This is a genomic window from Nonomuraea sp. NPDC003804, from assembly GCF_040610675.1.
Classification (GTDB): Bacteria; Actinomycetota; Actinomycetes; order Streptosporangiales; family Streptosporangiaceae; genus Nonomuraea.
In genome coordinates, this window is the sequence record NZ_JBEXMT010000032.1 from 1 (window position 1) to 20,622 (window position 20,622).

17 protein-coding genes are annotated in these 20,622 nt (G+C 70.9%); 11 read left to right on the forward strand and 6 right to left on the reverse strand.

Features of this window, described 5'->3' with window-relative positions:
- Positions 1 to 259 precede the first annotated feature (259 nt).
- The 5 genes from ABZX22_RS34945 (at position 260) to ABZX22_RS34965 (ending at position 6,340) form a co-directional block, all read left to right on the forward strand.
- Entirely contained in the window at positions 260 to 1,534 is a 1,275-nt protein-coding gene (locus ABZX22_RS34945; protein WP_354917858.1) for an aspartate aminotransferase family protein, read from the forward strand.
- On the forward strand, positions 1,521 to 3,026 hold the full coding sequence (locus ABZX22_RS34950; protein WP_354917860.1) for a CoA-acylating methylmalonate-semialdehyde dehydrogenase: 1,506 nt from the start codon (positions 1,521 to 1,523) through the stop codon (positions 3,024 to 3,026). Before ABZX22_RS34945 ends, ABZX22_RS34950 begins: the two co-directional genes overlap by 14 nt.
- 228 nt (positions 3,027 to 3,254) lie before the next feature.
- Positions 3,255 to 4,454: an extracellular solute-binding protein gene (locus tag ABZX22_RS34955; protein ID WP_354917863.1), complete on the forward strand. Its 1,200-nt coding sequence runs from the start codon at positions 3,255 to 3,257 to the stop codon at positions 4,452 to 4,454.
- Positions 4,455 to 4,666: 212 nt separating this feature from the next.
- A complete protein-coding gene (locus ABZX22_RS34960; protein WP_354917866.1) occupies positions 4,667 to 5,755 on the forward strand; it encodes an LLM class flavin-dependent oxidoreductase in 1,089 nt (362 codons plus the stop codon).
- Positions 5,756 to 5,758: 3 nt separating this feature from the next.
- Positions 5,759 to 6,340: an FMN reductase gene (locus tag ABZX22_RS34965; RefSeq protein ID WP_354917868.1), complete on the forward strand. Its 582-nt coding sequence runs from the start codon at positions 5,759 to 5,761 to the stop codon at positions 6,338 to 6,340.
- A 50-nt stretch (positions 6,341 to 6,390) separates the two neighbouring features.
- Here ABZX22_RS34965 and ABZX22_RS34970 read toward each other — a convergent pair whose 3' ends face one another.
- On the reverse strand, positions 6,391 to 7,818 hold the full coding sequence (locus tag ABZX22_RS34970) for an aldehyde dehydrogenase family protein (RefSeq protein ID WP_354917871.1): 1,428 nt from the start codon (positions 7,816 to 7,818) through the stop codon (positions 6,391 to 6,393).
- Positions 7,819 to 8,032: 214 nt separating this feature from the next.
- Between ABZX22_RS34970 and ABZX22_RS34975 the strand changes: the two genes are divergently transcribed.
- Complete coding sequence (locus tag ABZX22_RS34975; protein WP_354917874.1) at positions 8,033 to 8,659, forward strand: TetR/AcrR family transcriptional regulator; 627 nt, start codon at positions 8,033 to 8,035, stop codon at positions 8,657 to 8,659.
- Here ABZX22_RS34975 and ABZX22_RS34980 read toward each other — a convergent pair.
- Positions 8,616 to 10,037 (reverse strand): PucR family transcriptional regulator, encoded by a 1,422-nt coding sequence (locus ABZX22_RS34980; RefSeq protein WP_354917877.1) that lies wholly within the window; start codon positions 10,035 to 10,037, stop codon positions 8,616 to 8,618. The genes ABZX22_RS34975 and ABZX22_RS34980 overlap by 44 nt on opposite strands.
- A gap of 125 nt (positions 10,038 to 10,162) precedes the next feature.
- Between ABZX22_RS34980 and gabT the strand changes: the two genes are divergently transcribed.
- Positions 10,163 to 11,509 (forward strand): 4-aminobutyrate--2-oxoglutarate transaminase, encoded by a 1,347-nt coding sequence (gabT, locus tag ABZX22_RS34985; RefSeq protein ID WP_354917880.1) that lies wholly within the window; start codon positions 10,163 to 10,165, stop codon positions 11,507 to 11,509.
- Between the two features lie 152 nt (positions 11,510 to 11,661).
- Positions 11,662 to 11,886 carry a hypothetical protein gene (locus ABZX22_RS34990; RefSeq protein ID WP_354917882.1) on the forward strand — a complete coding sequence of 75 codons (225 nt, stop codon included), beginning with the start codon at positions 11,662 to 11,664 and terminating at the stop codon, positions 11,884 to 11,886.
- On the opposite strand, the gene ABZX22_RS34995 is transcribed toward ABZX22_RS34990, so the two are convergent.
- The 4 genes from ABZX22_RS34995 to ABZX22_RS35010 form a co-directional block, all read right to left on the reverse strand.
- Positions 11,883 to 13,103, reverse strand: a complete 1,221-nt coding sequence (locus tag ABZX22_RS34995) for a saccharopine dehydrogenase C-terminal domain-containing protein (RefSeq protein WP_354917885.1) — start codon at positions 13,101 to 13,103, stop codon at positions 11,883 to 11,885. The two genes, ABZX22_RS34990 and ABZX22_RS34995, sit on opposite strands and share 4 nt — an antisense overlap.
- A gap of 82 nt (positions 13,104 to 13,185) precedes the next feature.
- Positions 13,186 to 13,626: a GNAT family N-acetyltransferase gene (locus tag ABZX22_RS35000; protein WP_354917888.1), complete on the reverse strand. Its 441-nt coding sequence runs from the start codon at positions 13,624 to 13,626 to the stop codon at positions 13,186 to 13,188.
- A gap of 96 nt (positions 13,627 to 13,722) precedes the next feature.
- Positions 13,723 to 14,940 carry a hypothetical protein gene (locus ABZX22_RS35005; protein ID WP_354917891.1) on the reverse strand — a complete coding sequence of 406 codons (1,218 nt, stop codon included), beginning with the start codon at positions 14,938 to 14,940 and terminating at the stop codon, positions 13,723 to 13,725.
- Between the two features lie 56 nt (positions 14,941 to 14,996).
- A complete protein-coding gene (locus tag ABZX22_RS35010) occupies positions 14,997 to 15,989 on the reverse strand; it encodes a peptidase (RefSeq protein WP_354917893.1) in 993 nt (330 codons plus the stop codon).
- 138 nt (positions 15,990 to 16,127) lie between these two features.
- On the opposite strand from ABZX22_RS35010, the gene dxr reads away from it, so the two are divergent.
- From dxr to ABZX22_RS35025, 3 genes are all read left to right on the forward strand, one after another.
- Entirely contained in the window at positions 16,128 to 17,315 is a 1,188-nt protein-coding gene (gene dxr, locus ABZX22_RS35015; protein ID WP_354917896.1) for a 1-deoxy-D-xylulose-5-phosphate reductoisomerase, read from the forward strand.
- A gap of 44 nt (positions 17,316 to 17,359) precedes the next feature.
- Positions 17,360 to 18,529 carry a flavodoxin-dependent (E)-4-hydroxy-3-methylbut-2-enyl-diphosphate synthase gene (ispG, locus tag ABZX22_RS35020; RefSeq protein ID WP_354917899.1) on the forward strand — a complete coding sequence of 390 codons (1,170 nt, stop codon included), beginning with the start codon at positions 17,360 to 17,362 and terminating at the stop codon, positions 18,527 to 18,529.
- Between the two features lie 608 nt (positions 18,530 to 19,137).
- Positions 19,138 to 20,541, forward strand: a complete 1,404-nt coding sequence (locus ABZX22_RS35025) for an MFS transporter (RefSeq protein WP_354917902.1) — start codon at positions 19,138 to 19,140, stop codon at positions 20,539 to 20,541.
- Positions 20,542 to 20,622: the final 81 nt, after the last annotated feature.

Genomic DNA, 20,622 nt, shown 5'->3' on the forward strand with positions numbered 1-20,622 from the left:
ACCCAGCGCCGCGCCCACCAAGCCAGGGCGCGCAGGAACCACTTCAAGCAGCGCCTACGCCTCCAGGTCATCCGGATCTAGTGATGTAGTACTAGGGGGTGGGGCGGGGCGCGTCACCCGGGGGACGGCGGGCGGGGCGGCCGGGGCGGGAAGTCACGATGTCCTGACACATTCTGTGTGGGCAGAGTGTAAGCGGAAATTGCGTCATGCCGACACGTTGGCGGTGGGATGTTCAGTGAATAACCGCGATACTCGGAGCATGTCGGACCTTCTCGCGCGCCACAGGGCGGTAATCCCCAACTGGGTGGCCCTCTACTACAACGAGCCCATCGAGATCGTCAGCGGCAAGGGCAACCGTGTCGTCGACGCCTCGGGCAAGAGCTACCTCGACTTCTTCGCAGGGATCCTCACCAACATGATCGGGTACGACGTGCCCGAGGTCCGTGAGGCCGTCGAGCGTCAGCTGGCCACGGGCGTCGTGCACACCAGTACCGTCTACCTGCTGCGCGGCCAGATCGAGCTGGCCGAGAAGATCGCCAGGCTCTCCGGCATCCCCGACGCGAAGGTCTTCTTCACCAACTCGGGCACCGAGGCCAACGAGACGGCCCTGCTGCTGGCAACCTACGCGCGCAAGTCCGACCAGGTGCTGGCCATGCGGCAGAGCTACCACGGCCGTTCCTTCGGCGCGATCGGCGTCACCTCCAACCGCGCGTGGAAGAACAACTCCTACTCGCCGGTCAACGCGACGTTCCTGCACGGCGCCGACCGCCACCTGCCCCAGTTCGCGGGCCTGTCCGACGCCGACTACATCAAGGTCTGCGTCGAGGACCTGCGCCACGTGCTGGCCACCGGCGTCTCCAACGACGTCGCCGCGCTCATCGCCGAGCCGATCCAGGGCGTGGGCGGCTTCACGATGGCCCCCGACGGGCTGTTCGCCGCCTACAAGGAGGTGCTGGACGAGGAGGGGATCCTGTTCATCTCCGACGAGGTGCAGACCGGCTGGGGCCGGACGGGCTCGGCCTTCTTCGGGATCCAGAACCACGGCGTGACCCCCGACATGATGACCTTCGCCAAGGGCCTGGGCAACGGGTTCGCGGTCGGCGGCATCGTGGCCCGCGGCGACCTGCTCGACAACCTGCACGCGGTGGGCCTGGCCACCTTCGGCGGCAACCCGATCTCGATGGCCGCCGCCAACGCCACGCTCGACTACGTCCTCGACCACGACCTGCAGGCCAACGCGGCCAGGACGGGCACCCTCATCATCGACGGGCTGCGCGAGGCCGCCAAGCGGCTGCCGATCGTCACCTCCGTCCGCGGCAAGGGCCTGATGTTCGCGGTGGAGCTGGCCGGCTCCGAGCTCGCCGCCAGGTTCATGGAGGAGTCCAAGAAGCTCGGTCTGCTCGCGGGCAAGGGCGGCCTGTACGGCACGGCGATCCGCATGGCGCCCCCGCTCACCCTGACGATGGACGAGGCGGCAGAGGGCCTCGGCATCATCGTCAACGCTCTGGAGACCATCAACGATGAAGTTCGTTAACCACTGGATCAACGGCTCTCGGGTCGACGGCGACAGCCGCACGACCGAGATCTTCAACCCGGCGACGGGTGAGGTCAGCGGCAAGGTCGCGATGGCCTCGGCCGCCGACGTGGACGCCGCCGTCGCCGCCGCGGTCGGGGCCTTCCCCGCCTGGCGCGACGCCTCGCTCGTCAAGCGGTCGCAGGTGCTCTTCCGCTTCCGCGAGCTGATGTACGCCCACCGCGACGAGCTCGCCGCGCTGATCTCCGCCGAGCACGGCAAGGTGCACTCCGACGCGCTCGGCGAGGTGGCCAGGGGCCTGGAGGTCGTGGAGTTCGCCTGCGGGATCCCGCACCTGCTCAAGGGCGGCTTCTCGGAAGGGGTCTCGACCCGGGTCGACTCCTACTCCATCCGCCAGCCGCTCGGCGTGGTGGCGGGCATCACGCCGTTCAACTTCCCCGCGATGGTCCCGATGTGGATGTACCCCATCGCCATCGCCTGCGGCAACGCCTTCATCCTCAAGCCGTCGGAGAGGGACCCCTCGGCCTCGCTGCTCATGGCGCGGCTGTGGCAGGAGGCGGGGCTGCCCGACGGCGTCTTCAACGTCGTCCAGGGCGACAAGGTGGCGGTCGACCGCCTGCTGGAGCACGAGGACGTCAAGGCCGTCTCCTTCGTCGGCTCGACCCCGATCGCCCGCTACGTCTACGAGACCGGCACCGCGCACGGCAAGCGGGTCCAGGCGCTCGGCGGCGCGAAGAACCACATGCTGGTCCTGCCCGACGCCGATCTCGACCTGGTCGCCGACTCGGCGGTCTCGGCCGGCTTCGGCTCGGCGGGTGAGCGGTGCATGGCGATCTCGGTCGTCCTGGCCGTCGACCCGGTCGGCGACGAACTGGTGAACAAGATCGTCGAAAGGGTCGCCAAGCTGACCATCGGCCCCGGCGACGACGCGCGCTCCGAGATGGGCCCGCTGGTCACCGAGGCGCACCGCGACAAGGTGGCCTCCTACCTCGACCTGGGCCTGTCCGAGGGCGCCAAGCTCGTGGTGGACGGCAGGGAGACGCCGGTGCTCGGCGGCGGCAAGGCGGCCGACACGCCGGGCTTCTGGCTCGGCCCGACGATCCTCGACCACGTGCCCGCGGGCTCGCGCGTCCACACCGAGGAGATCTTCGGCCCCGTCCTGTCGATCGTGCGCGTCTCCTCCTACGAGGAGGGCGTGAAGCTGATCAACGGCGGCGAGTACGGCAACGGCACCGCCGTCTTCACCAACGACGGCGGCGCCGCCCGGCGCTTCCAGAACGAGGTGGAGGTCGGCATGGTCGGCATCAACGTGCCGATCCCCGTGCCGATGGCCTTCTACAGCTTCGGCGGATGGAAGGCGTCGCTGTTCGGCGACACCCACGTCCACGGTGCCGAGGGCGTGCACTTCTACACGCGCGGCAAGGTCGTCACCTCCCGCTGGCTCGACCCGTCGCACGGCGGCGTGAACCTCGGGTTCCCGACCAACAAGTAGTCAGGGCCGCGCACGGCGCGTCACGCCCCGCGGGCACCGGGCCCGCGGGGCGTTCGCGTGTCCGCGTGCATCCGGCCAGGGAGGCGTCGGGGCGTCGGCGGGCGTCCGGCCCTGGAGGCGTCGGGGTGTCGGCGGCCGTCCGGGCCCGCGGGCGTCACCTGCCTGGTGCGACCGGCGCGCCGCCGCCTGCCGTCCCCGGTAAGCTCCAGGCTGGACAAGGGGGACTTCGTGAAGCACCGCATACCTGCCATGGCGGTCGCCGGCGTGGCGTGCCTGACGTTGATCGGGTGCGCGGACGCGACCGCCGGCCGGACCACCTCGGTGCGGGTCGCCCCCAGCGCGAGCCCCACCCCCTCGGCCAAGCCCACACCCACCACCACACTCACCACGGCCACGCCCACCACCACGCCCACGGCCACGCCCACGGCCACGGCGAGCGCGCCGCAGAGCGACGGCACCCTGCAGATCCTCACCTACAAGGGGCATGCCGAGTGGGGCGGGGGCGGCAAGAACTGGGTGACGGAGTTCGAGAGCAGGACGGGCTGCCGCATCGCCAGGCTGGACGTGGTGCAGACCGCGCAGGAGATGCAGGCCAAGGTGGGCGAGCGCGTCTACGACGTGATCTCGGCGGGCCCCGAGGTGGCCGCGAGCCTGATCGCCGCCGGCCAGGTGCAGCCCATCGACACCGCCAAGGTCACCGGGTACGACGAACTGGCCGAGGAACTGCGCGAGCAGAGCGTGGTCGGCGGCAAGGTGTACGGCGTGCCGTACCTGTGGGGGGTCAACGAGATCATCTACGACGCCGCGAAGATCAAGCCCCGCGACCGGCTCGCCCTCTACGACAGCCAGCGGTCGGCGGTGCCCGACAGCCCGCTGAGCCTGGCCGACGCGGCGGTGGCGGACGAGGTCGCCCACCCCTACGAGTTGACGACCGAGCAGCTCGACGAGGCCGTGACGCTGCTGGGCAAGAACAAGCACCGGCTCTACTGGCGGGAGCCGATCTCGCTGGTGCGGGCGTTCGCCACGGGCGAGGTCGAGATCGCGCAGGCGACGCCGTACTTCAGGATGCTGTTGCAGAAGGCGGGCAGGGACGTCAGGGCGCTGGGCGCCCCGACCACGGGCTGGGTCGACTCCTGGATGCTGAACGCGAACACGCCCAGCCTCGACTGCGCCTACCGCTGGCTGAGCCTGACGGCCACGGCCGAGACCCAGCGCGACGCCGCGGCGTGGGCGGGCCTGGCCCCCGCCAACCCCGCGGCGTGCAAGGGGCGGGCGAAGCGGATCTGCGCGGCCTACGAAGCCGATGACCCGGCGAAGCTGAAAAAGATCACCTTTGCGGTACGCCCACCGGGGGATTGCAAACCCCGGGACGGGGAATGCACTGACTACGCCACCTGGACCAAACGGTGGAGTGAACTGGTGGGTTGATCGGGGGCCTGTCGACCTTCGCTTGACCATGCCGCGGGCGTGCCCGTCCCCCCGCTGGGCGACGCTCGCCAGGGGCGTCCCGGGTGTTTCCCCCGACCCCGGGGCGCTCCTTTCTTTTACCCCCCGTTGCCACGTCCTGCCGGGTGGAATATCCTGCGAGTGGTCACTGTTCATGACGATTGAAACTTCAACATGGAGGAGCGGAGATCGCCATGCAGTTCGGTATCTTCACGGTCAGCGACGTCACCACCGACCCGACCACCGGCAGGACGCCGACCGAGGCCGAGCGGATCAAGGCGATGGTCGCGATCGCCCTCAAGGCCGAGGAGGTCGGCCTCGACGTCTTCGCGACCGGTGAGCACCACAACCCGCCGTTCGTCGCCTCGTCGCCCACGACGATGCTCGGCTACATCGCGGCCAGGACCGAGCGGCTCATCCTGTCGACGTCCACGACGCTGATCACCACCAACGACCCGGTGAAGATCGCCGAGGACTTCGCGATGCTGCAGCACCTGTCCGACGGCCGGGTGGACCTCATGATGGGCCGCGGCAACACCGGACCCGTCTACCCCTGGTTCGGCAAGGACATCCGCGACGGCATCCCGCTCGCCATCGAGAACTACTCGCTGCTGCACCGGCTGTGGCGGGAGCCGGTCGTCGACTGGGAGGGCCGCTTCCGCACCCCGCTGCAGGGCTACACCTCGACGCCGGCGCCGCTCGACGGCGTGCCGCCGTTCGTCTGGCACGGCTCCATCCGCAGCCCCGAGATCGCCGAGCAGGCCGCCTACTACGGTGACGGCTTCTTCGCCAACAACATCTTCTGGCCGAAGGAGCACTACCAGCGGCTGATCAGCCTGTACCGGCGGCGTTACGCGCACTACGGCCACGGCCTGCCCGAGGAGGCCATCGTCGGGCTCGGCGGTCAGGTGTTCATGCGGAAGAACTCCCAGGACGCGATCCGCGAGTTCCGCCCGTACTTCGACAACGCCCCCGTGTACGGCCACGGCCCCTCGCTCGAGGAGTTCATGGCCGAGACCCCGCTCACGGTCGGCAGCCCCGACCAGGTCATCGAGCGGACGCTCAAGTTCAGGGAGTACTTCGGCGACTACCAGCGCCAGCTGTTCCTGATGGACCACGCCGGCCTGCCGCTGAAGACCGTGCTGGAGCAGCTCGACATCCTGGGCGAGGAGGTCGTGCCCGTGCTCCGCAAGGAGTTCGCCGTCGGCCGCCCGGCCAACGTGCCCGACGCCCCCACCCACCAGTCGCTGCTGGCCAAGGCCACCGCTGCCGTAGGAGTGTGACCCATGAAGCTCGCCGTCGTCTCGGCCGGTCTCAGCCAGCCGTCCTCGACCCGCCTGCTCGCCGACCGCCTGGCGGCGGCGAGCGCCGCACGGCTGCCCGGGGCGGAGATCGAGGTCATCGAGCTGCGCGACCTGGCCGTCGACATCGCCAACAACCTGGTCACCGGGTTCCCCGCAGCCAAGCTGCGCCGCGCCGTCGAGGCGGTCACCTCGGCCGACGGCCTGATCGCCGTCACGCCGATCTTCACCGCCTCCTACAGCGGCCTGTTCAAGTCGTTCTTCGACGTGATCGAGAACGACGCCCTCGCCGGCAAGCCGGTGCTGATCGCCGCGACCGGCGGTACGGCCAGGCACTCCCTGGCGCTGGAGCACGCGCTACGGCCGATGTTCGCCTACCTGCGGGCGATCGTGGTGCCGACGGCCGTCTACGCGGCGTCGGAGGACTGGGGCGCCGAGGGGCTGCCCGAGCGCGTCGAACGCGCGGCCGGCGAACTGGCCGGCCTGGTGGGCGGGGCGCGGCCCGTCATCCAGGAGGACGACGAGGTCGTGCCGTTCGAACAGCAGCTGGCAGCGCTGCGGCCTTGACCAGGCGTCGAGCCTGCGGGACGGCAGCCGCCCCGCAGGCTCGCGAACGGTCAGAGGGACAGGCCCGTGAGGACCATGACCTTCTCGTAGGTGAGGTCCTCCATCGCCGAGCGGACGCCCTCGCGGCCGACACCGGACTCCTTGACGCCGCCGTAGGGCATCTGGTCGGCCCGGTACGACGGGACGTCGCCGATGATCACGCCGCCGACCTCCAGCTCGCGGTTGGCCCGGAAGGCCGTGTCGAGCGAGCGGGTGAACACGCCCGCCTGCAGGCCGAACCTGGAGTTGTTGACCTCGGCGAACGCCTCGTCCACCGACGCCACCGACTTGAGGATCATGACCGGGCCGAAGACCTCCTCGCAGGAGACCTTCGAGTCCTCCGCGACGTCGGTGAGGACGGTCGGCGTGACGGTGGCGCCGTCGCGGGTGCCGCCCGCCAGCACGCGGGCGCCGGCGGCGACGGCCTCGTCCACCCACGCGGACACGCGCTCGGCGGCGGCCAGCGAGACCAGCGGTCCCACCTGGGTCTTCTCGTCGAGCGGGTCGCCGGTGACCAGGGTGGAGACCGCCGCGAGCAGCTTCTCCTCGAACGCCTCGCGCACCGACTCCTCGACGATGACCCGCTGGACGGCGATGCAGCTCTGGCCCGCCTGGTAGTTGGAGAACAGCGCCACGCGTGAGGCCGCCCAGTCGAGGTCGGCGTCGGCGAGCACGACGGCCGCGGCGTTGCCGCCGAGCTCCAGCGTCACGTGCTTGCGCGGCACCTGGTCCATGATCGCGAAGCCGACCGGCCCCGATCCGGTGAAGGACACCACGGGCAGGCGCGGGTCCTGCACCAGCGCGGCGGCGCGCTCGTTCTCGACGGGCAGGACCGAGAACATGCCGGCCGGAAGGTCCGTCTCGGCCAGGATCTCGCCCAGTACCAGCGACGACAGCGGCGTGGCGGGGGCGGGCTTGACGATGACGGGGGCGCCGACGGCGATGGCGGGAGCGACCTTGTGCGCGACGAGGTTCAGCGGGAAGTTGAACGGCGTGATCGCCAGCACGGATCCGCGCGGCTGCCTGGTGACGTAGCCGAGGCGGCCGGTGGCGGCCGGCTCGGTGTCGAGCCGCTGCACGTCGCCCGACCAGCGCCTGGTCTCCTCGGCCGCGAAGCGGAAGGTGGAGATCGCGCGGTTGACCTCGCCGCGCGCCCAGAAGATGGGCTTGCCGTTCTCGCCAGTGATCAGCTGGGCGATCTCCTCGGCCCGCTCGGCCAGCCGCTTGGCCACGTGGGCCAGGGCCTCGGCGCGTACGTGCACCGGCAGCGCCGCGGCCTCCTTCTGTACGGCGGCCGCCGCGGCGATCGCCTCCTCGACCTGAGCCTCGGTGGGCACCGAGTAGATGCCGACCACGCGACCGTCGTGGGAGTTGGTAACGGTGAGCTCGGTGTCCCCCTTGGCGGGGCGTCCAGCGAGCCAGAAGGTGCGCACGTCCATACCTCGACGCTATGCCAGAACCCGAGGCGGGTAAGTTCTCCACGTTGCACAACAGCGAGGAGGGAGCAGGCCGTTACGAACAAACTCTCCTTCCCGATTGTGTAACGGAAGTAGTGCTATTTCGGGATGTTTAGGTTGTCGAGTGGTTTGAGGGATCTCCGTCCTGGCTAAGTCCTCTTGGTGCGGTTCCCCCGAGCGTGAAAGGCCAAGCCCCATGACCTCCACTGCGCCGCTGGGGCTTCAGGGTGCCTATCTGCTGGGTGAGCGGACATCCCACGACGAGCTGCGTGGCCGTCTTCTCGACGTCGCCGCCACCCTGCTGACCGCCGAGGGCGCCGGCGGCCTGTCGATGCGCCGGATCGCCACCGAGGCGGGCTGCTCCACCACGGTCGTCTACACCATGTTCGGCAGCAGGGAGGGGCTGGCCGAGGCGCTCTACCTGGAGGGGTTCGAGCGGTTCCGCCGCTTCCTCGAAGCGGTGCCCGCCAGGAAGGACCCCTTCGAGTACCTCAGCGCCCTCGGCCCCGCCTACCGCGAGGCGTGCATGGCCGAGCCGGGCTTCTACCCGCTGATGTTCGAGAAGGCCATCCCGGGCTTCGAGCCCAGCGAGCGCGCCAGGACCCTGGCCCGCGCCGCGCTCAACATCCTCGACAGGGTGATCTCCGACTGCATCTCGGCCGGCTACCTCGTCCCCACCCAGCCGCGCAAGATCGCCGACGCGCTCTGGGCGGCCGCGCAGGGCGCCATCAGCCTCGAGCGCGCCGGCCACCTGCGCGACGGCCGCACCTACGAGGCCGTCACGACCGCGACGATCTCCGGCTACCTGGCCCCGAAGAGTTGAGCGCGACCCACAGCTCCGCGCGCACCCCTGGATCGTCGAGGTCGCGGCCGAGCAGCTCGGACACGCGCTTCATCCGGTAGCGCAGCGTGTGCCGGTGCACGCCGAGCCGTTGCGCCGCCGCGTCCCAGTGGCCGTTGGCCGTCAGGTAGGCCCGCAGCGACTCGATGAGGTCGGCCCGCGAGCCGTACTCGTTGAGCGGCGCGAGCAGGGCCGCGGCGAACGCGCCGGCGGCCGCGGGATCGAGCAGCGCCAGCAGGCCCTGCCCCGCGAGGTCGGCGAACCGCACCGTGCCGCCCGCCTTGCGCGCCGCCTCCAGCGCGCGGCCCGCCTGGTCGATGCCGCTGTCCAGGTCGGCGTACGGCACCGGCGCGCTGACCCCTGCGGGCGCCTCGCCCAGCGGGGGAACCTGCTCGACCAGCGCTATGCCACCGCTGGTGAACGTGTGCGGCTCCAGCGGCTCCAGGGTCTCCGCGTCGGCCGCCAGCACGGTGAAGGGCTCCTCGGGCAGCACCGCGCCGAGCGGGGCCAGCGCCGCGCGCGCCTGGTCGACCTCGCCGGCCAGCAGCAGCGTCAGGACGGCCGCGCGCACCCCGCGCTCGGCCGCCACCAGCGTCCGGCCCTGCTCCAGGGCGAGCGTGAGCAGCGAGCCCGCGGCGTTGACGACGGTGTGCGCGACGGGGGAGAAGGGGTGCGGCGCGCCCACGGCGAAGAAGCCCCGGATGCGCCTGGAGGCGCCCCCGATCGGCTGCACGATCACGTGCTCGCCCGGCGACGACAGCGCCACGCTGGCCAGCGGCCGCTCGGCCGGGCCCGCACCGGTCGCACCGTCCTTCGAGGCGCGGCGCAACCGGTGAAGGACCGGCAGGACGGCGCCGAGACGGGCGTCCGGCGTGGCGTGCTCGACGTCGCCCGACTCGCCGAGCAGCACGGCCCAGCCGTCGACCTCCCTGGCCAGCCTGTCGATCACCGCGTGGGTGCCCTCGGGCCGCAGCGCGGCCCGTGTCAGCCTGCCCTGGGCGGCGAACGCCCTGCTGATCTCCTCGTACTGCTCGGCCGCCAGCAGGTCGCTGACCGTCTTGCCGATGGCGATGAACGGCGTCTCGCGCGGCACCTCTAGGAGCGGCAGCCCCGCCGCGGCGGCCGCCTCGACCAGCTCGGCGGGCACGTGCTCGTGGGTCAGCCCGACGGCGAAGCCGAGGCCCGCCACCCCGCGCTCCACCAGCCTGCCGACGTACGGCGCGAAGCCGGTCGTCAGGCGCATCCCCGTGGTGAGCACGAGCTCGCCGCCCTCCAGGAAGGGCGTCGGATCCTCGAGCTCGCTGACCGCGACCCAGCGCACGGGGCGGTCGAGCGAACCGGCCAGCGGGATCAGGCGCATGCGGCGCACCACTGTCTGCAGAGAAGGCGCCATCGAGTGTTTGTCCATTCCGGCAAAGCGAGCTAGGCCCATTGTGCCATCGCGACACATCGGCACACGGCGCCGCCCGCCGTAGCGTCACAAGCATGAGTAACCAGCAGGGAGGTCCGGCGCTTCCGCAGGAGCGCCGCCTCGTCACCGAGATCCCAGGCCCGAAGTCGCGGGAGCTGCTCGCGCGCAAGCAGGCGGCCGTCCCGCCCGGCATCGGCACGACGCTGCCGGTCTTCGTGACGCAGGCCGGTGGCGGCGTGGTCGTCGACATCGACGGCAACTCCCTGATCGACTTCGGCTCGGGCATCGCCGTCACCAGCGTGGGCAACTCCGCGCCGCGCGTGGTCGAGCGGGTCGGCAAGCAGGTCGCCGACTTCACCCACACCTGCTTCATGGTCACGCCCTACGAGTCGTACGTCGAGGTGTGCGAGAAGCTCAACAGCCTCACGCCCGGCGACCACGAGAAGCGCTCGTTCCTGGTCAACAGCGGCGCCGAGGCCGTCGAGAACGCGGTCAAGGTCGCGCGTCTGGCCACCGGCAGGCAGGCCGTCGTCGTCTTCGACCACGGCTACCACGGGCGCACGCTGCTGACGATGACGCTCACCGCCAAGAACCTGCCCTACAAGCAGGGCTTCGGGCCGTTCGCGCCCGAGGTCTACCGGGTGCCGCTGGCCTACCCGTACCGCTGGCCGACCGGGCCCGAGAACTGCGCCGAGGAAGCCGCCGCCCAGGCCATCGACGCGATCACCAAGCAGATCGGCGCCACCAACGTGGCCGCCGTCGTCATCGAGCCGATCGCCGGCGAGGGCGGCTTCATCGAGCCGGCCAAGGGCTTCCTGCCCCGCATCGCCGAGTTCTGCCGCGAGAACGGGATCGTCTTCATCGCCGACGAGGTGCAGACCGGCTTCGCCCGTACGGGCCACCTGTTCGCCTGCGAGGACGAGGGCGTCGTGCCCGACATCATCGCCACCGCCAAGGGCATCGCCGGCGGCCTGCCGCTGGCCGCGGTGACCGGCCGCGCCGAGCTGCTGGACAAGGTACACGTGGGCGGCCTCGGCGGCACCTACGGCGGCAACCCGCTGGCCTGCGAGGCCGCGCTCGGCGTCCTGGAGACCATCGAGGCCGAGGACCTGGTCGGCAAGGCCCGCCGTATCGGCGAGATCATGCTGCCCAGGCTGCGCGCCATGCAGGAGCGCCACGACATCATCGGCGACGTCCGCGGCCGCGGCGCGATGATCGCGATCGAGCTGGTCAAGCCCGGCACCAAGGAGCCGAACCCCGAGGCGGTGGCCGAGGTCGTCCGCAGGTGCCACGCCGAGGGCCTGCTCGTGCTGACCGCGGGCACCTACGGCAACGTGCTGCGCTTCCTGCCGCCGCTCGTCATCCCCGAGCACCTGCTGGAAGAGGGCCTCGGCATCCTCGAAAAGGCGCTGTCCGCATAACGACGCGAAAAACGGGCATCCGGCTTGCGCTGGATGCCCGTTTTTGCGTATGGCCATCGCCGAGTTTTCACTCTCGCTTGGCAACGCGCTAAACGATCACCGAGCTATAACGGTTCCGGTGCACCCCCCAGCGGCGAGGCGCGAGGAGCGTGATGGACTGGCCCGGCTTGGTGACCTTCGACGCCGACGGCATGAGTGAGGCGCAACGCGACGGTGAAGCGTGCGTCGTCTGCCACAAGCGCTGGCCGCGCCCCAGGGTGCATGTCGGCCGGCTCCCCGACGACTCCCGCGTGATGGCGTGCGCCGACTGCGCGGAGGCGTTGTTCCCGATCGTTCCGGCCGAGGTGGTGGCCTTCCCGGGCGCCAGGTACAGCTAGGCGGCCCGGTCCTCCGACTGGTCCCTCATGCCCCACGGCGAGCCGTACTCGCTGAGCAGGTCGAGGAACGGCACGGCGTCGAACGCCTCGGGACCGAGCACCCCCTCGCCCTTCCACACGCCCCGCGCGACGAGCTCCAGGGCGACCACGGGGTGGATGGCGGTCTGCCACACCACGGCCTGCGCGCCGTACTCCCGCATCGACCAGGCGTTGTCGACCACGTGGTACAGGTAGACCTCGCGCGGGCGGCCGTCCTTGCCGACGCCCTTGACCCAGGTGCCCGCGCAGGTCTTGCCGCGCATCCTGTCGCCGAGCGTCGCGGGGTCGGGCAGCCTGGCGGCGACCACGTCGCGCGGCGCCACCTCCTTGTCGCCGACCCTGACCTTGTCGGTGCCGTCGAGGCCGAGCTTGTGGAGCGTCTTCAGCACCCCGATGAACTCCTCGCCCAGGCCGTACTTGAACGTCACCCTCCTGGCGTCGATCCACCTCGGGACCAGCAGGACCTCCTCGTGCTCGACGTTCACGCACTCCACCGGGCCGATGCCCTCGGGGAAGTCGAACACCTCCGGCTCGCTGAACGGCTCGGTCGTGCGCCAGTCGCCGTCCTCCCACACCACCGGCGGGTTGAGGCACTCCTCGATCGTCGTCCAGATGGAGAAGGTCGGCGCGAAGTCGTAGCCCTCGACGACGAGGTTGGAGCCGTCCCTGATGCCCACCTCGTCGATGCTGGAGAACAGGTGGTCGGCGGCGTACCTGGCGAACACGTCCGCCAGGCCGGGCTCCACGCCCATCCCGACCAGCGCGAGCCTGCCGTTCGCGCGCCACTCGGCGTCGCGCGCGAACTGCTCGTCGCCGAGCTTCACGCCCGTCAGCTCGTACGGCCTGCGGGGGTGCGGCCTGGACAGGGACATGGCCATGTCGAGGTAGTGGGCGCCGGCCTCGAGCGCGGCCTCGAACAGGGGCATGGTGAAGCGCGGGTCCACGGCGTTGAACAGCACGTCGCAGCGGTGCTCGCGCAGGGCCGCGGCGACCTGGGCACGGTCGGCGGCGTCGAGCTGGATGGCGCTGAACCGGGGGTCGTCCACCTGGGCGACGGCCTCGGCCGCCCGGTTCTGTTTGGAGTCGGCCACCACGATGTGTTCGAAGAATTGTCGGCGGGCGGCGATGGGCACCACGGCGGAGCCGACGCCGCCGGCTCCCACAAGCAGGATTCTCATGCCGCGAACCCTATCCACTGACTGGTCATTCAGCCAAATATCGAACGAAACCCCTGATGAACAGAGGTGTGGGGTTGTGGGGTCAGACGCTCTTCTCGAAGCAGACGCTCTCGGCGCACTCGGCGTAGGGGCCGAAGCGGGGGATGGGGCGGTAGCCGCAGGAGGTGTAGAGCCCGATCGCCTCGTCGAACAGGCGGCCGGTCTCCAAGCGGAGCGTGCGCATGCCGTACTCGACCGCGAGCTTCTCGATCTCGGTCAGCAGCAGGCGCGCGTGACCGCGCCCGCGGTGGTCCGGGCGGACGTACATGCGCTTCAGCTCGCCCACCCCCGGCTCCAGCGGCTGGAGCCCCGCGCAGCCCGCCACCTCCTCTCCCTCGTGCAGCAGCAGGAAGGAGATGCGGGGGCCGAGGTGCTTGGGCGTGTCGTCGACGACCTCACGCTGCCGCCAGGCCAGCTCGGCCTGCTGCTCGGCGCACAACTCGACGATCCGCGGCGACTCCGCGGGAACTCTGGTGACCTGCATGGACAGGAGGCTAACGGGAGCGGTGTTTCACCCGTGTGTCATCGCTCTCACCGCCCCGCCGCCCTCCTCCGGGCAGGAAGCCGGACGCCGCGCCGGTCAGGCCCGCTCCGCGCTCGCGTACAGGGCCTTGGCGGAGTCGCCGAAGTAGGGGCCGTACATGGTGCCGCGGTCGTCGCTGTACTTGAAGCTGCTCACCGAGGTCACCATGCCGCGCCCGGTGACCGCGTCGAACGAGGTCAGCCACGGGCCGCCACTGGAACCCGCGGTCATGTCGCAACGCAGGCCCTGGTCGCGGGTCTGCCCGTGGGGGTCCTCGCCGACCCGGCCGGCGCAGTAGATGAGCCGCTCGCCGTCGAAGGGCGGGTCGGCGGGGAAGCCGAAGCCGTAGGTCTGCCCGCCTCGGGTGGGATTGAACGCGATCTCCTGCATGCCGACCGCGTCGGTGACGTGCCGCCCGCCCGCGGTGTTGAGCGCGACCATGCCGAGGTCGTAGCTGTCGTCGCCGGACCGCGACCACGGGCCGGCCACGAACATGCGGCGCGCGGTGAAGGTCCCGTACGGCCGGCCGCCACCGGCCTCGTAGCCCGGCACGAACGTCCAGTTGGCCGCCCAACTGCCGGTGCCGTCCTTGACGCAGTGGCCGGCGGTGACGACGACGTCCTTGTTGGCGCTCCTGATCGTGCTGGCCGAGCAGACGAAGTCGACGCCGTCCATCGTCAGGAACACCCGCCCCGTCGTGCGGGTGACCGCGCCTCCCGTCATCCACCGGGAGCCGCTGGTGGTCGCGGACGGGCGGCTGTTCTGCCGGCGCGGCGCGCCCACCGAGCCCGTGGCGCCGGACAGGTCGGGGGCGGTGGCCAGGCCCGCCCTGTTGCTGAGCCCGCTGAGCAGCCCGCCGTCCTTGGGCAGCACTCCCTTGGGCAGCACTCCCTGGGGCAGCACTCCCTGGGGCAGCACGTCCTTGGGTAGTACGTCCTTGGGCAGCGCACCCTCCGCCGCCGCGCCCCTGGTGAGCGAGCCCCTGGTGAGCGAGCCCTTGGCCAGCGCGTCCTTGTCGAGCGCGCCCTTGGCCACGCTGTCGAGCAGGCCGATGGGCAGCGCCCGCGACATCCGTTGCGGTGTCCAGTAGTCGAGCACGCGGCGCTGCTCGACGGTGCTGCGCGCGGCCACGTGCTCGACGACGTCGGCCGGCCGTCGCGCGCCGGCGGCGTCCTGCTTCGACGGGTGGTGGACGGGCGCGGCGCCGATCAGTGCCGCGCCCATCATGCCCGCGACGAGCGGCGCGGACGCAAGCAGGGGGAGGCTCGAAGTCATGAGCCCCGAGTCTGCACTACAAGATGTGTCCTTGTGGTTACTTTCGGTAAATCGGCTCAGAGGGCGTTGGTGTTCTGGGCGGCGTTGTAGACGGCCTGCGCCTCGGCGCCGAAATACGGGCCGAACATCCAGTTGGGCGCGAAATTGTACTTGAAGCTGTTGACCGAATTCTGGGTGCCGAGCCCGGTCTTCTCGTCGAAGCCGACGAACCACGGACCGCCGCTCGAGCCGCCGGTCATGTTGCAGGTCAGCCCGTGGTCCTTGGACATCAGGAAGTCGTCGAAGGTCCTGCCGCTGCAGTAGATCAGCCTCGACCCGTCGTACGGCGCGGCGGCCGGGTAGCCGAAGGAGTGCATCTGCTGGCGCCGCCCCTGGTTGAAGGCCACGCCCTGCCCGCCCACGACGTCCGTCAGCGCCCTGCCCTGCAGCGGCGCGACCACGACGGCGGCGACGTCGTGGTTGATGTCCTCGCGGGCGTCCCACTGCGGGGTGGTCAGCAGCTTGGTGGCCACCCACGTGCCGTACGGCCTGGCGCCCTTGTCGTAGCCAGGCACGAACACCCAGTTGGTGTGGAAGGCGCCGCCCATCTTCACGCAGTGCCCGGCGGTCAGCACCACGCTCTTGTTGGCGCTGGTCACCGCGTTGCCCGAGCAGGAGGCGTTGCGGCCCTGGTAGGTGAAGAACACCCGTCCGGCGGTCTTGGTGATCGCGCCGCCGCCGGTCCACGCGCTGCCCGAGCTCGCCTGCGCCGCCTGCGGGTCGGTGGGCGCCGCGCTCGTCGGCGGGGCCTCCCACGGGATGCCGGTGGTGGGCTCGCCGGGCACGCCGAACGCGGCGCGCGAGCGGGGGGCGGGCGGGTTGAGCGGCTGGGCGTCCTCCATCTTCTGCGGGGTCCAGTACCGCGCGACCGCCTTCTGCTCGGTCTTGGTCTCGGCGGCCTCCTCGGTAACCGGCTTCGGTCCCGCTCCCGCCTGTGCCGACGCCGCCGGCAGGGCGGTGGCGCCGGCGGCGAGGGTGAGGATGGAAAGCAGAGCGAGTCTGCGGTGCATGCGTACCTCCATTGACCGGAACTGAGGTTGGAAGTTAGCGGCACCAATATCCAGATTTCTCAAGATTTGCTCAGACGGATATAGCGTTATTCGGACATTTATTTACATGAATTCACCTGGTTAACGGGAGTTGCGGGCATGCGGAACAATGGGGCCGTGGACTCAGACCTCTCCCGCTCCGTGACCGTGCTCGGATCGACCGGATCCATCGGCACCCAGGCCCTCGACGTCATCGACCGCAACCCCGGGCGGTTCGGCGTCACCGCGCTGGCCGCGGGGGGAGGGCGGGTCGACCTGCTGATCGAGCAGGCCGTCCGGACCGGGGCCAAGACGGTCGCGGTGGCCGACGCGGCCGCCGTACCCGCTCTCAAGGAGGCGCTGCCGGGGGTCACGGTGCTCGGCGGGCCCGAAGGGGTCGCCGAGGTGGCGGCCGTGGAGTCCGACGTCGTGCTGAACGGGATCACCGGCGCGCTCGGGCTGACCTCCACGCTGGCCGCGCTGGAGGCCGGCCGCACGCTCGCCCTGGCCAACAAGGAGTCACTGATCATCGGAGGGCCGCTGGTCAAGCGGCTGGCCAAGCCGGGGCAGCTCCTGCCGGTCGACTCCGAGCACTCGGCGCTGCAGCAGAGCCTGTGGGCGGCGGCTCCGCCGGGAAGCGGCTACGACCCCGAGGTGGTCAGGCGGCTCGTCGTCACCGCCAGCGGCGGGCCGTTCCGCGGGCGCACGCGGTCGGAGCTGGCCGATGTGACGCCCGAGATGGCGATGGCGCACCCCACCTGGTCCATGGGGCCGGTGATCACGATCAACTCGGCCACCCTGGTCAACAAGGGCCTGGAGGTGATCGAGGCGCACCTGCTGTTCGACATCGGCTTCGACAGGATCGAGGTCGTCGTCCACCCGCAGTCGATCATCCACTCCATGGTGGAGTTCGTCGACGGCTCCACGATCGCCCAGGCCAGCCCGCCCGACATGCGGCTGCCCATCGCGCTGGCGCTCGGCCACCCCGGCCGTGTCGCGGGCGCCGCCCCGGCCGTCGACTGGACCAGGGCGCACACCTGGACCTTCGAGCCGCTCGACGACGAGGCCTTCCCCGCGGTCGCCCTCGCCAGGCACGTCGGCGCCGAGGGCGGCACCGCCCCGGCCGTCTACAACGCCGCCAACGAGGTGTGCGTCGAGGCTTTCCAGCAGGGCAGGCTCTCCTTTCTCGGGATCGTCGACACCGTCGCGAAGGTGGTCGAACGGCATGTCACGACGCCGGCCACATCCGTGGACGAAGTCCTCGCCGCCGACGCATGGGCGCGGAGTACCGCTAAAGGGATGTTCTGAACCACGGCACCGGCCGGTCCGTATCGCTGCCTAGACTGGGGGACGTGACTTCCGTAGCACTGGGCATTCCGTCGGTCCGTCCCAAGCCGCTGGCCGAGCGGCGCCACTCCCGCCAGATCATGGTCGGCAACGTGCCGGTGGGCGGCGACGCGCCGGTCTCGGTCCAGTCGATGACCACGACGGTGACGGCCGACATCAACGCCACCCTGCAGCAGATCGCCGAGCTGACCGCCTCCGGCTGCCAGATCGTGCGGGTCGCCGTGCCGTCCCAGGACGACGCCGACGCGCTGCCGATCATCGCGAAGAAGTCGCAGATCCCCGTCATCGCCGACATCCACTTCCAGCCGAAGTACGTCTTCGCCGCCATCGAGGCCGGCTGCGCGGCCGTCCGCGTCAACCCGGGCAACATCAAGAAGTTCGACGACAAGGTCGGCGAGATCGCCAGGGCGGCCAAGGACCACGGCGTGCCGATCCGCATCGGCGTCAACGCCGGCTCCCTCGACCCCCGCCTGCTGCAGAAGTACGGCAAGGCCACCCCCGAGGCGCTGGTGGAGTCCGCGCTGTGGGAGTGCTCCCTGTTCGAGGAGCACGACTTCCGCGACATCAAGATCTCGGTCAAGCACAACGACCCGGTCGTGATGATCAACGCCTACCGGCAGCTCGCCCGGCAGTGCGACTACCCGCTCCACCTCGGCGTCACCGAGGCGGGCCCCGCCTTCCAGGGCACCATCAAGTCCGCCGTGGCCTTCGGCGCGCTGCTGGCCGAGGGCATCGGCGACACCATCCGCGTCTCCCTGTCGGCCCCTCCCGTCGAGGAGGTCAAGGTCGGCACCCAGATCCTGGAGTCGCTCGGCCTGCGCGAGCGCGGCCTGGAGATCGTCTCCTGCCCGTCGTGCGGTCGCGCCCAGGTCGACGTCTACACCCTGGCCGAGCAGGTTCAGGCCGGGCTCGAGGGTCTGAAGGTGCCGCTGCGCGTCGCGGTCATGGGCTGCGTCGTCAACGGGCCCGGCGAGGCGCGCGAGGCCGACCTCGGCGTGGCCTCCGGCAACGGCAAGGGGCAGATCTTCGTGAAGGGAGAGGTCATCAAGACCGTTCCCGAGTCGCAGATCGTCGAGACGCTGATCGAAGAGGCGCTGCGCATCGCCGAGGACATGGGCGTGGAGGTCGACCTCGACGACGACGAAGACGCGGGCGTGCGGGTCACCGTCGGCTGACCTCCGGCGTTCCGCCTGCCGTACCGGTCGTACCCGTCGTCCCCGCCGTACCCGTCGTCCCGAGCTTGGCGCGCGGCGGGGCTGCGGTGCTTGAATCGCGGCGGGTGCGCATGCCGCGACCGCGGGGCTTGGCGCTTGGCCAGGTACGGACGCCGCGACCGCAGAGCGGATGGAGACGCCGCCCGGTGGGGGGAGGCGCCGCTCGGTGTCACGAAGGCCGGTGGCCGCCGCTCGGTGGCCACTACCGCGCGCCGGGTGCCGCCCGTGAGACCGGGTGTGGTGGGCCGGGTGCTGCCCGTAAGGCTGGACGTCGCCTGCGAGGCGAGCACGGCAGCAAGGCAGGCACTGCAGCCAGGCAGGGCGAGGCGAGGCGGCAGGGCGGGGCGGGTCGCTGGGGCGCCGGGGTGTCGGGGGTGGCTTCGGTCCGCCGAAAAGTTTTTGACGCGCGACGCGATCATCGATAGAGATGGACCGTGCCCATCTCGGACAGAGCCCGCCGCCTCTAGCGGCGGCGTCAACCCGTTTCTGAGCCGCCGCATCAGCCCGTCAGTTCGCCGGTGCGGCCATCAATGCTGCCCCGGCTCCTTTCTTGATCTGCGGAGCGCGCGGTGCGCAAAACCCTTCTCATCGTTCTTGTCTCTTTCCTCACCATCCCCCTGACGATCACCGGGGCCTCGGTCGCGTTGCCCGGCATCAGGGCCGAGCTGGGCGCGGGCCTGGCCGCGACCCAGTGGGTGGTCAACGGCTACAACGCCTGCTTCGCCGCTTTCCTGGTGTTCGCGGGCTCGCTGACGGACGTGCTCGGCAGGCGGCGCGTCTTCGCCTGCGGCGTGGCGCTGTTCGGCGTCAGCAGCCTGGCCGGGGCTCTGGCGGGCGACATCGTCGTCCTCAACCTGGTACGCGCCCTGGGCGGCATCGGCGCCGCGGCGGCCACGACCGGCGGCTCGTCGATCCTGGCCGCGGCCTTCGACGGCCGGGCGCGGGCGCGGGCCTTCGGCCTGCTGGGCACGGTGCTCGGCGCCGGGCTGGCCTTCGGGCCCACGGTCGGCGGGCTGCTGGTGGAGTGGCTGGGCTGGCGGGCGGTTTTCGCCGTGCCCGCGGCGATCTCCGCCGTCGTCCTGTCGCTGGTGCGCGTGCTGCCCAGGTTCGGCGGCGGCGAGGGCCGTACCGTCGACTGGCCGGGCGCGGCGCTGTTCACCACCTCGCTCCTGTTGCTGATCTTCGCTCTCGACGAGGGGCCCGCGCTGGGGTTCGGCAGCCCGCTCGTCGTCGGCGCGCTGGCGGCCGCGGTGCTGCTCGCCTCGCTGTTCGTGGTCGTGGAACGGCGTTCGGCCGACCCCATGGTCCAGCTCGACCTGCTGGCGGACCGCCGCTTCCTGGCGTTCGCGCTGGCGGCGGGGGCGCTCATGGGGATCCTGGTGCCGCTCGTGGTCTACCTGCCCTCCTACCTGATCTCCGTCGTCGGCGTAGAGCCGGGGCAGGCCGGGCTGTGGCTGCTGATGCTCACCGTCCCCGCCGTGGTGCTGCCGCCCGCCGGCGCGGCGCTGGCGCGGGCGTGGCCCGTGACGACCGTGGCGGCCTCCGTGGCGACCAGCGGCCTCGGCGCGCTGTTGATGGTCACCGTGGGACCTGACAGCGCGCCGGTGGGGATGCTGGCGCCGTTCGCGCTCGTCGGGGTCGGGGTCGGGCTGTCGAACGGCGTGCTGGACGGCCTGGCGATCGCGGAGCTGCCGCGCGAGCGGGTCGGCGCGGCTGCCGGGCTGTTCAACACCGCGCGGCTGGCGATCGAGACCGTGATGCTGGCGGGCGCCGGGGCGATGCTGGCCGCGCTCAGCGGCGGGCGGCTGGAGGGGGAGGCCTTCACCGGCGCGCTCCACACGGTGTGCCTGGCGCTGGCCTGTCTCGCCGCCGTCGCGACCGTCTGCGTGATCGTCCTGGCCCGACCCGCGCCCTCCCCGGAGGCCGCGAGTCCCATGCGTACGGAGAGCAAGAAGAACGTTACAGATTGGTAATCAATCCTGGATACGTTGCGTGTTCGTCTGGTCGCTCACGGCATCATCGCTTCGTCCCATTGAGCAGAGGGAGTGCAGCCG

Excerpts from the sequence above, each read along its gene's own strand:
- ABZX22_RS34945 (WP_354917858.1), top strand. The coding sequence starts at position 260 with ATGTCGGACCTTCTCGCGCGCCACAGGGCGGTAATCCCCAACTGGGTG.
- ABZX22_RS35010 (WP_354917893.1), bottom strand. The coding sequence starts at position 15,989 with ATGCACCGCAGACTCGCTCTGCTTTCCATCCTCACCCTCGCCGCCGGC.
- ABZX22_RS34960 (WP_354917866.1), top strand. The coding sequence starts at position 4,667 with ATGCAGTTCGGTATCTTCACGGTCAGCGACGTCACCACCGACCCGACC.
- gabT (WP_354917880.1), top strand. The coding sequence starts at position 10,163 with ATGAGTAACCAGCAGGGAGGTCCGGCGCTTCCGCAGGAGCGCCGCCTC.
- ABZX22_RS34950 (WP_354917860.1), top strand. The coding sequence starts at position 1,521 with ATGAAGTTCGTTAACCACTGGATCAACGGCTCTCGGGTCGACGGCGAC.
- ABZX22_RS34995 (WP_354917885.1), bottom strand. The coding sequence starts at position 13,103 with ATGAGAATCCTGCTTGTGGGAGCCGGCGGCGTCGGCTCCGCCGTGGTG.
- dxr (WP_354917896.1), top strand. The coding sequence starts at position 16,128 with ATGCGGAACAATGGGGCCGTGGACTCAGACCTCTCCCGCTCCGTGACC.
- ABZX22_RS35000 (WP_354917888.1), bottom strand. The coding sequence starts at position 13,626 with ATGCAGGTCACCAGAGTTCCCGCGGAGTCGCCGCGGATCGTCGAGTTG.
- ABZX22_RS34980 (WP_354917877.1), bottom strand. The coding sequence starts at position 10,037 with ATGCGCCTGATCCCGCTGGCCGGTTCGCTCGACCGCCCCGTGCGCTGG.
- ABZX22_RS34965 (WP_354917868.1), top strand. The coding sequence starts at position 5,759 with ATGAAGCTCGCCGTCGTCTCGGCCGGTCTCAGCCAGCCGTCCTCGACC.
- ABZX22_RS34970 (WP_354917871.1), bottom strand. The coding sequence starts at position 7,818 with ATGGACGTGCGCACCTTCTGGCTCGCTGGACGCCCCGCCAAGGGGGAC.
- ABZX22_RS35005 (WP_354917891.1), bottom strand. The coding sequence starts at position 14,940 with ATGACTTCGAGCCTCCCCCTGCTTGCGTCCGCGCCGCTCGTCGCGGGC.
- ABZX22_RS34975 (WP_354917874.1), top strand. The coding sequence starts at position 8,033 with ATGACCTCCACTGCGCCGCTGGGGCTTCAGGGTGCCTATCTGCTGGGT.
- ABZX22_RS34990 (WP_354917882.1), top strand. The coding sequence starts at position 11,662 with ATGGACTGGCCCGGCTTGGTGACCTTCGACGCCGACGGCATGAGTGAG.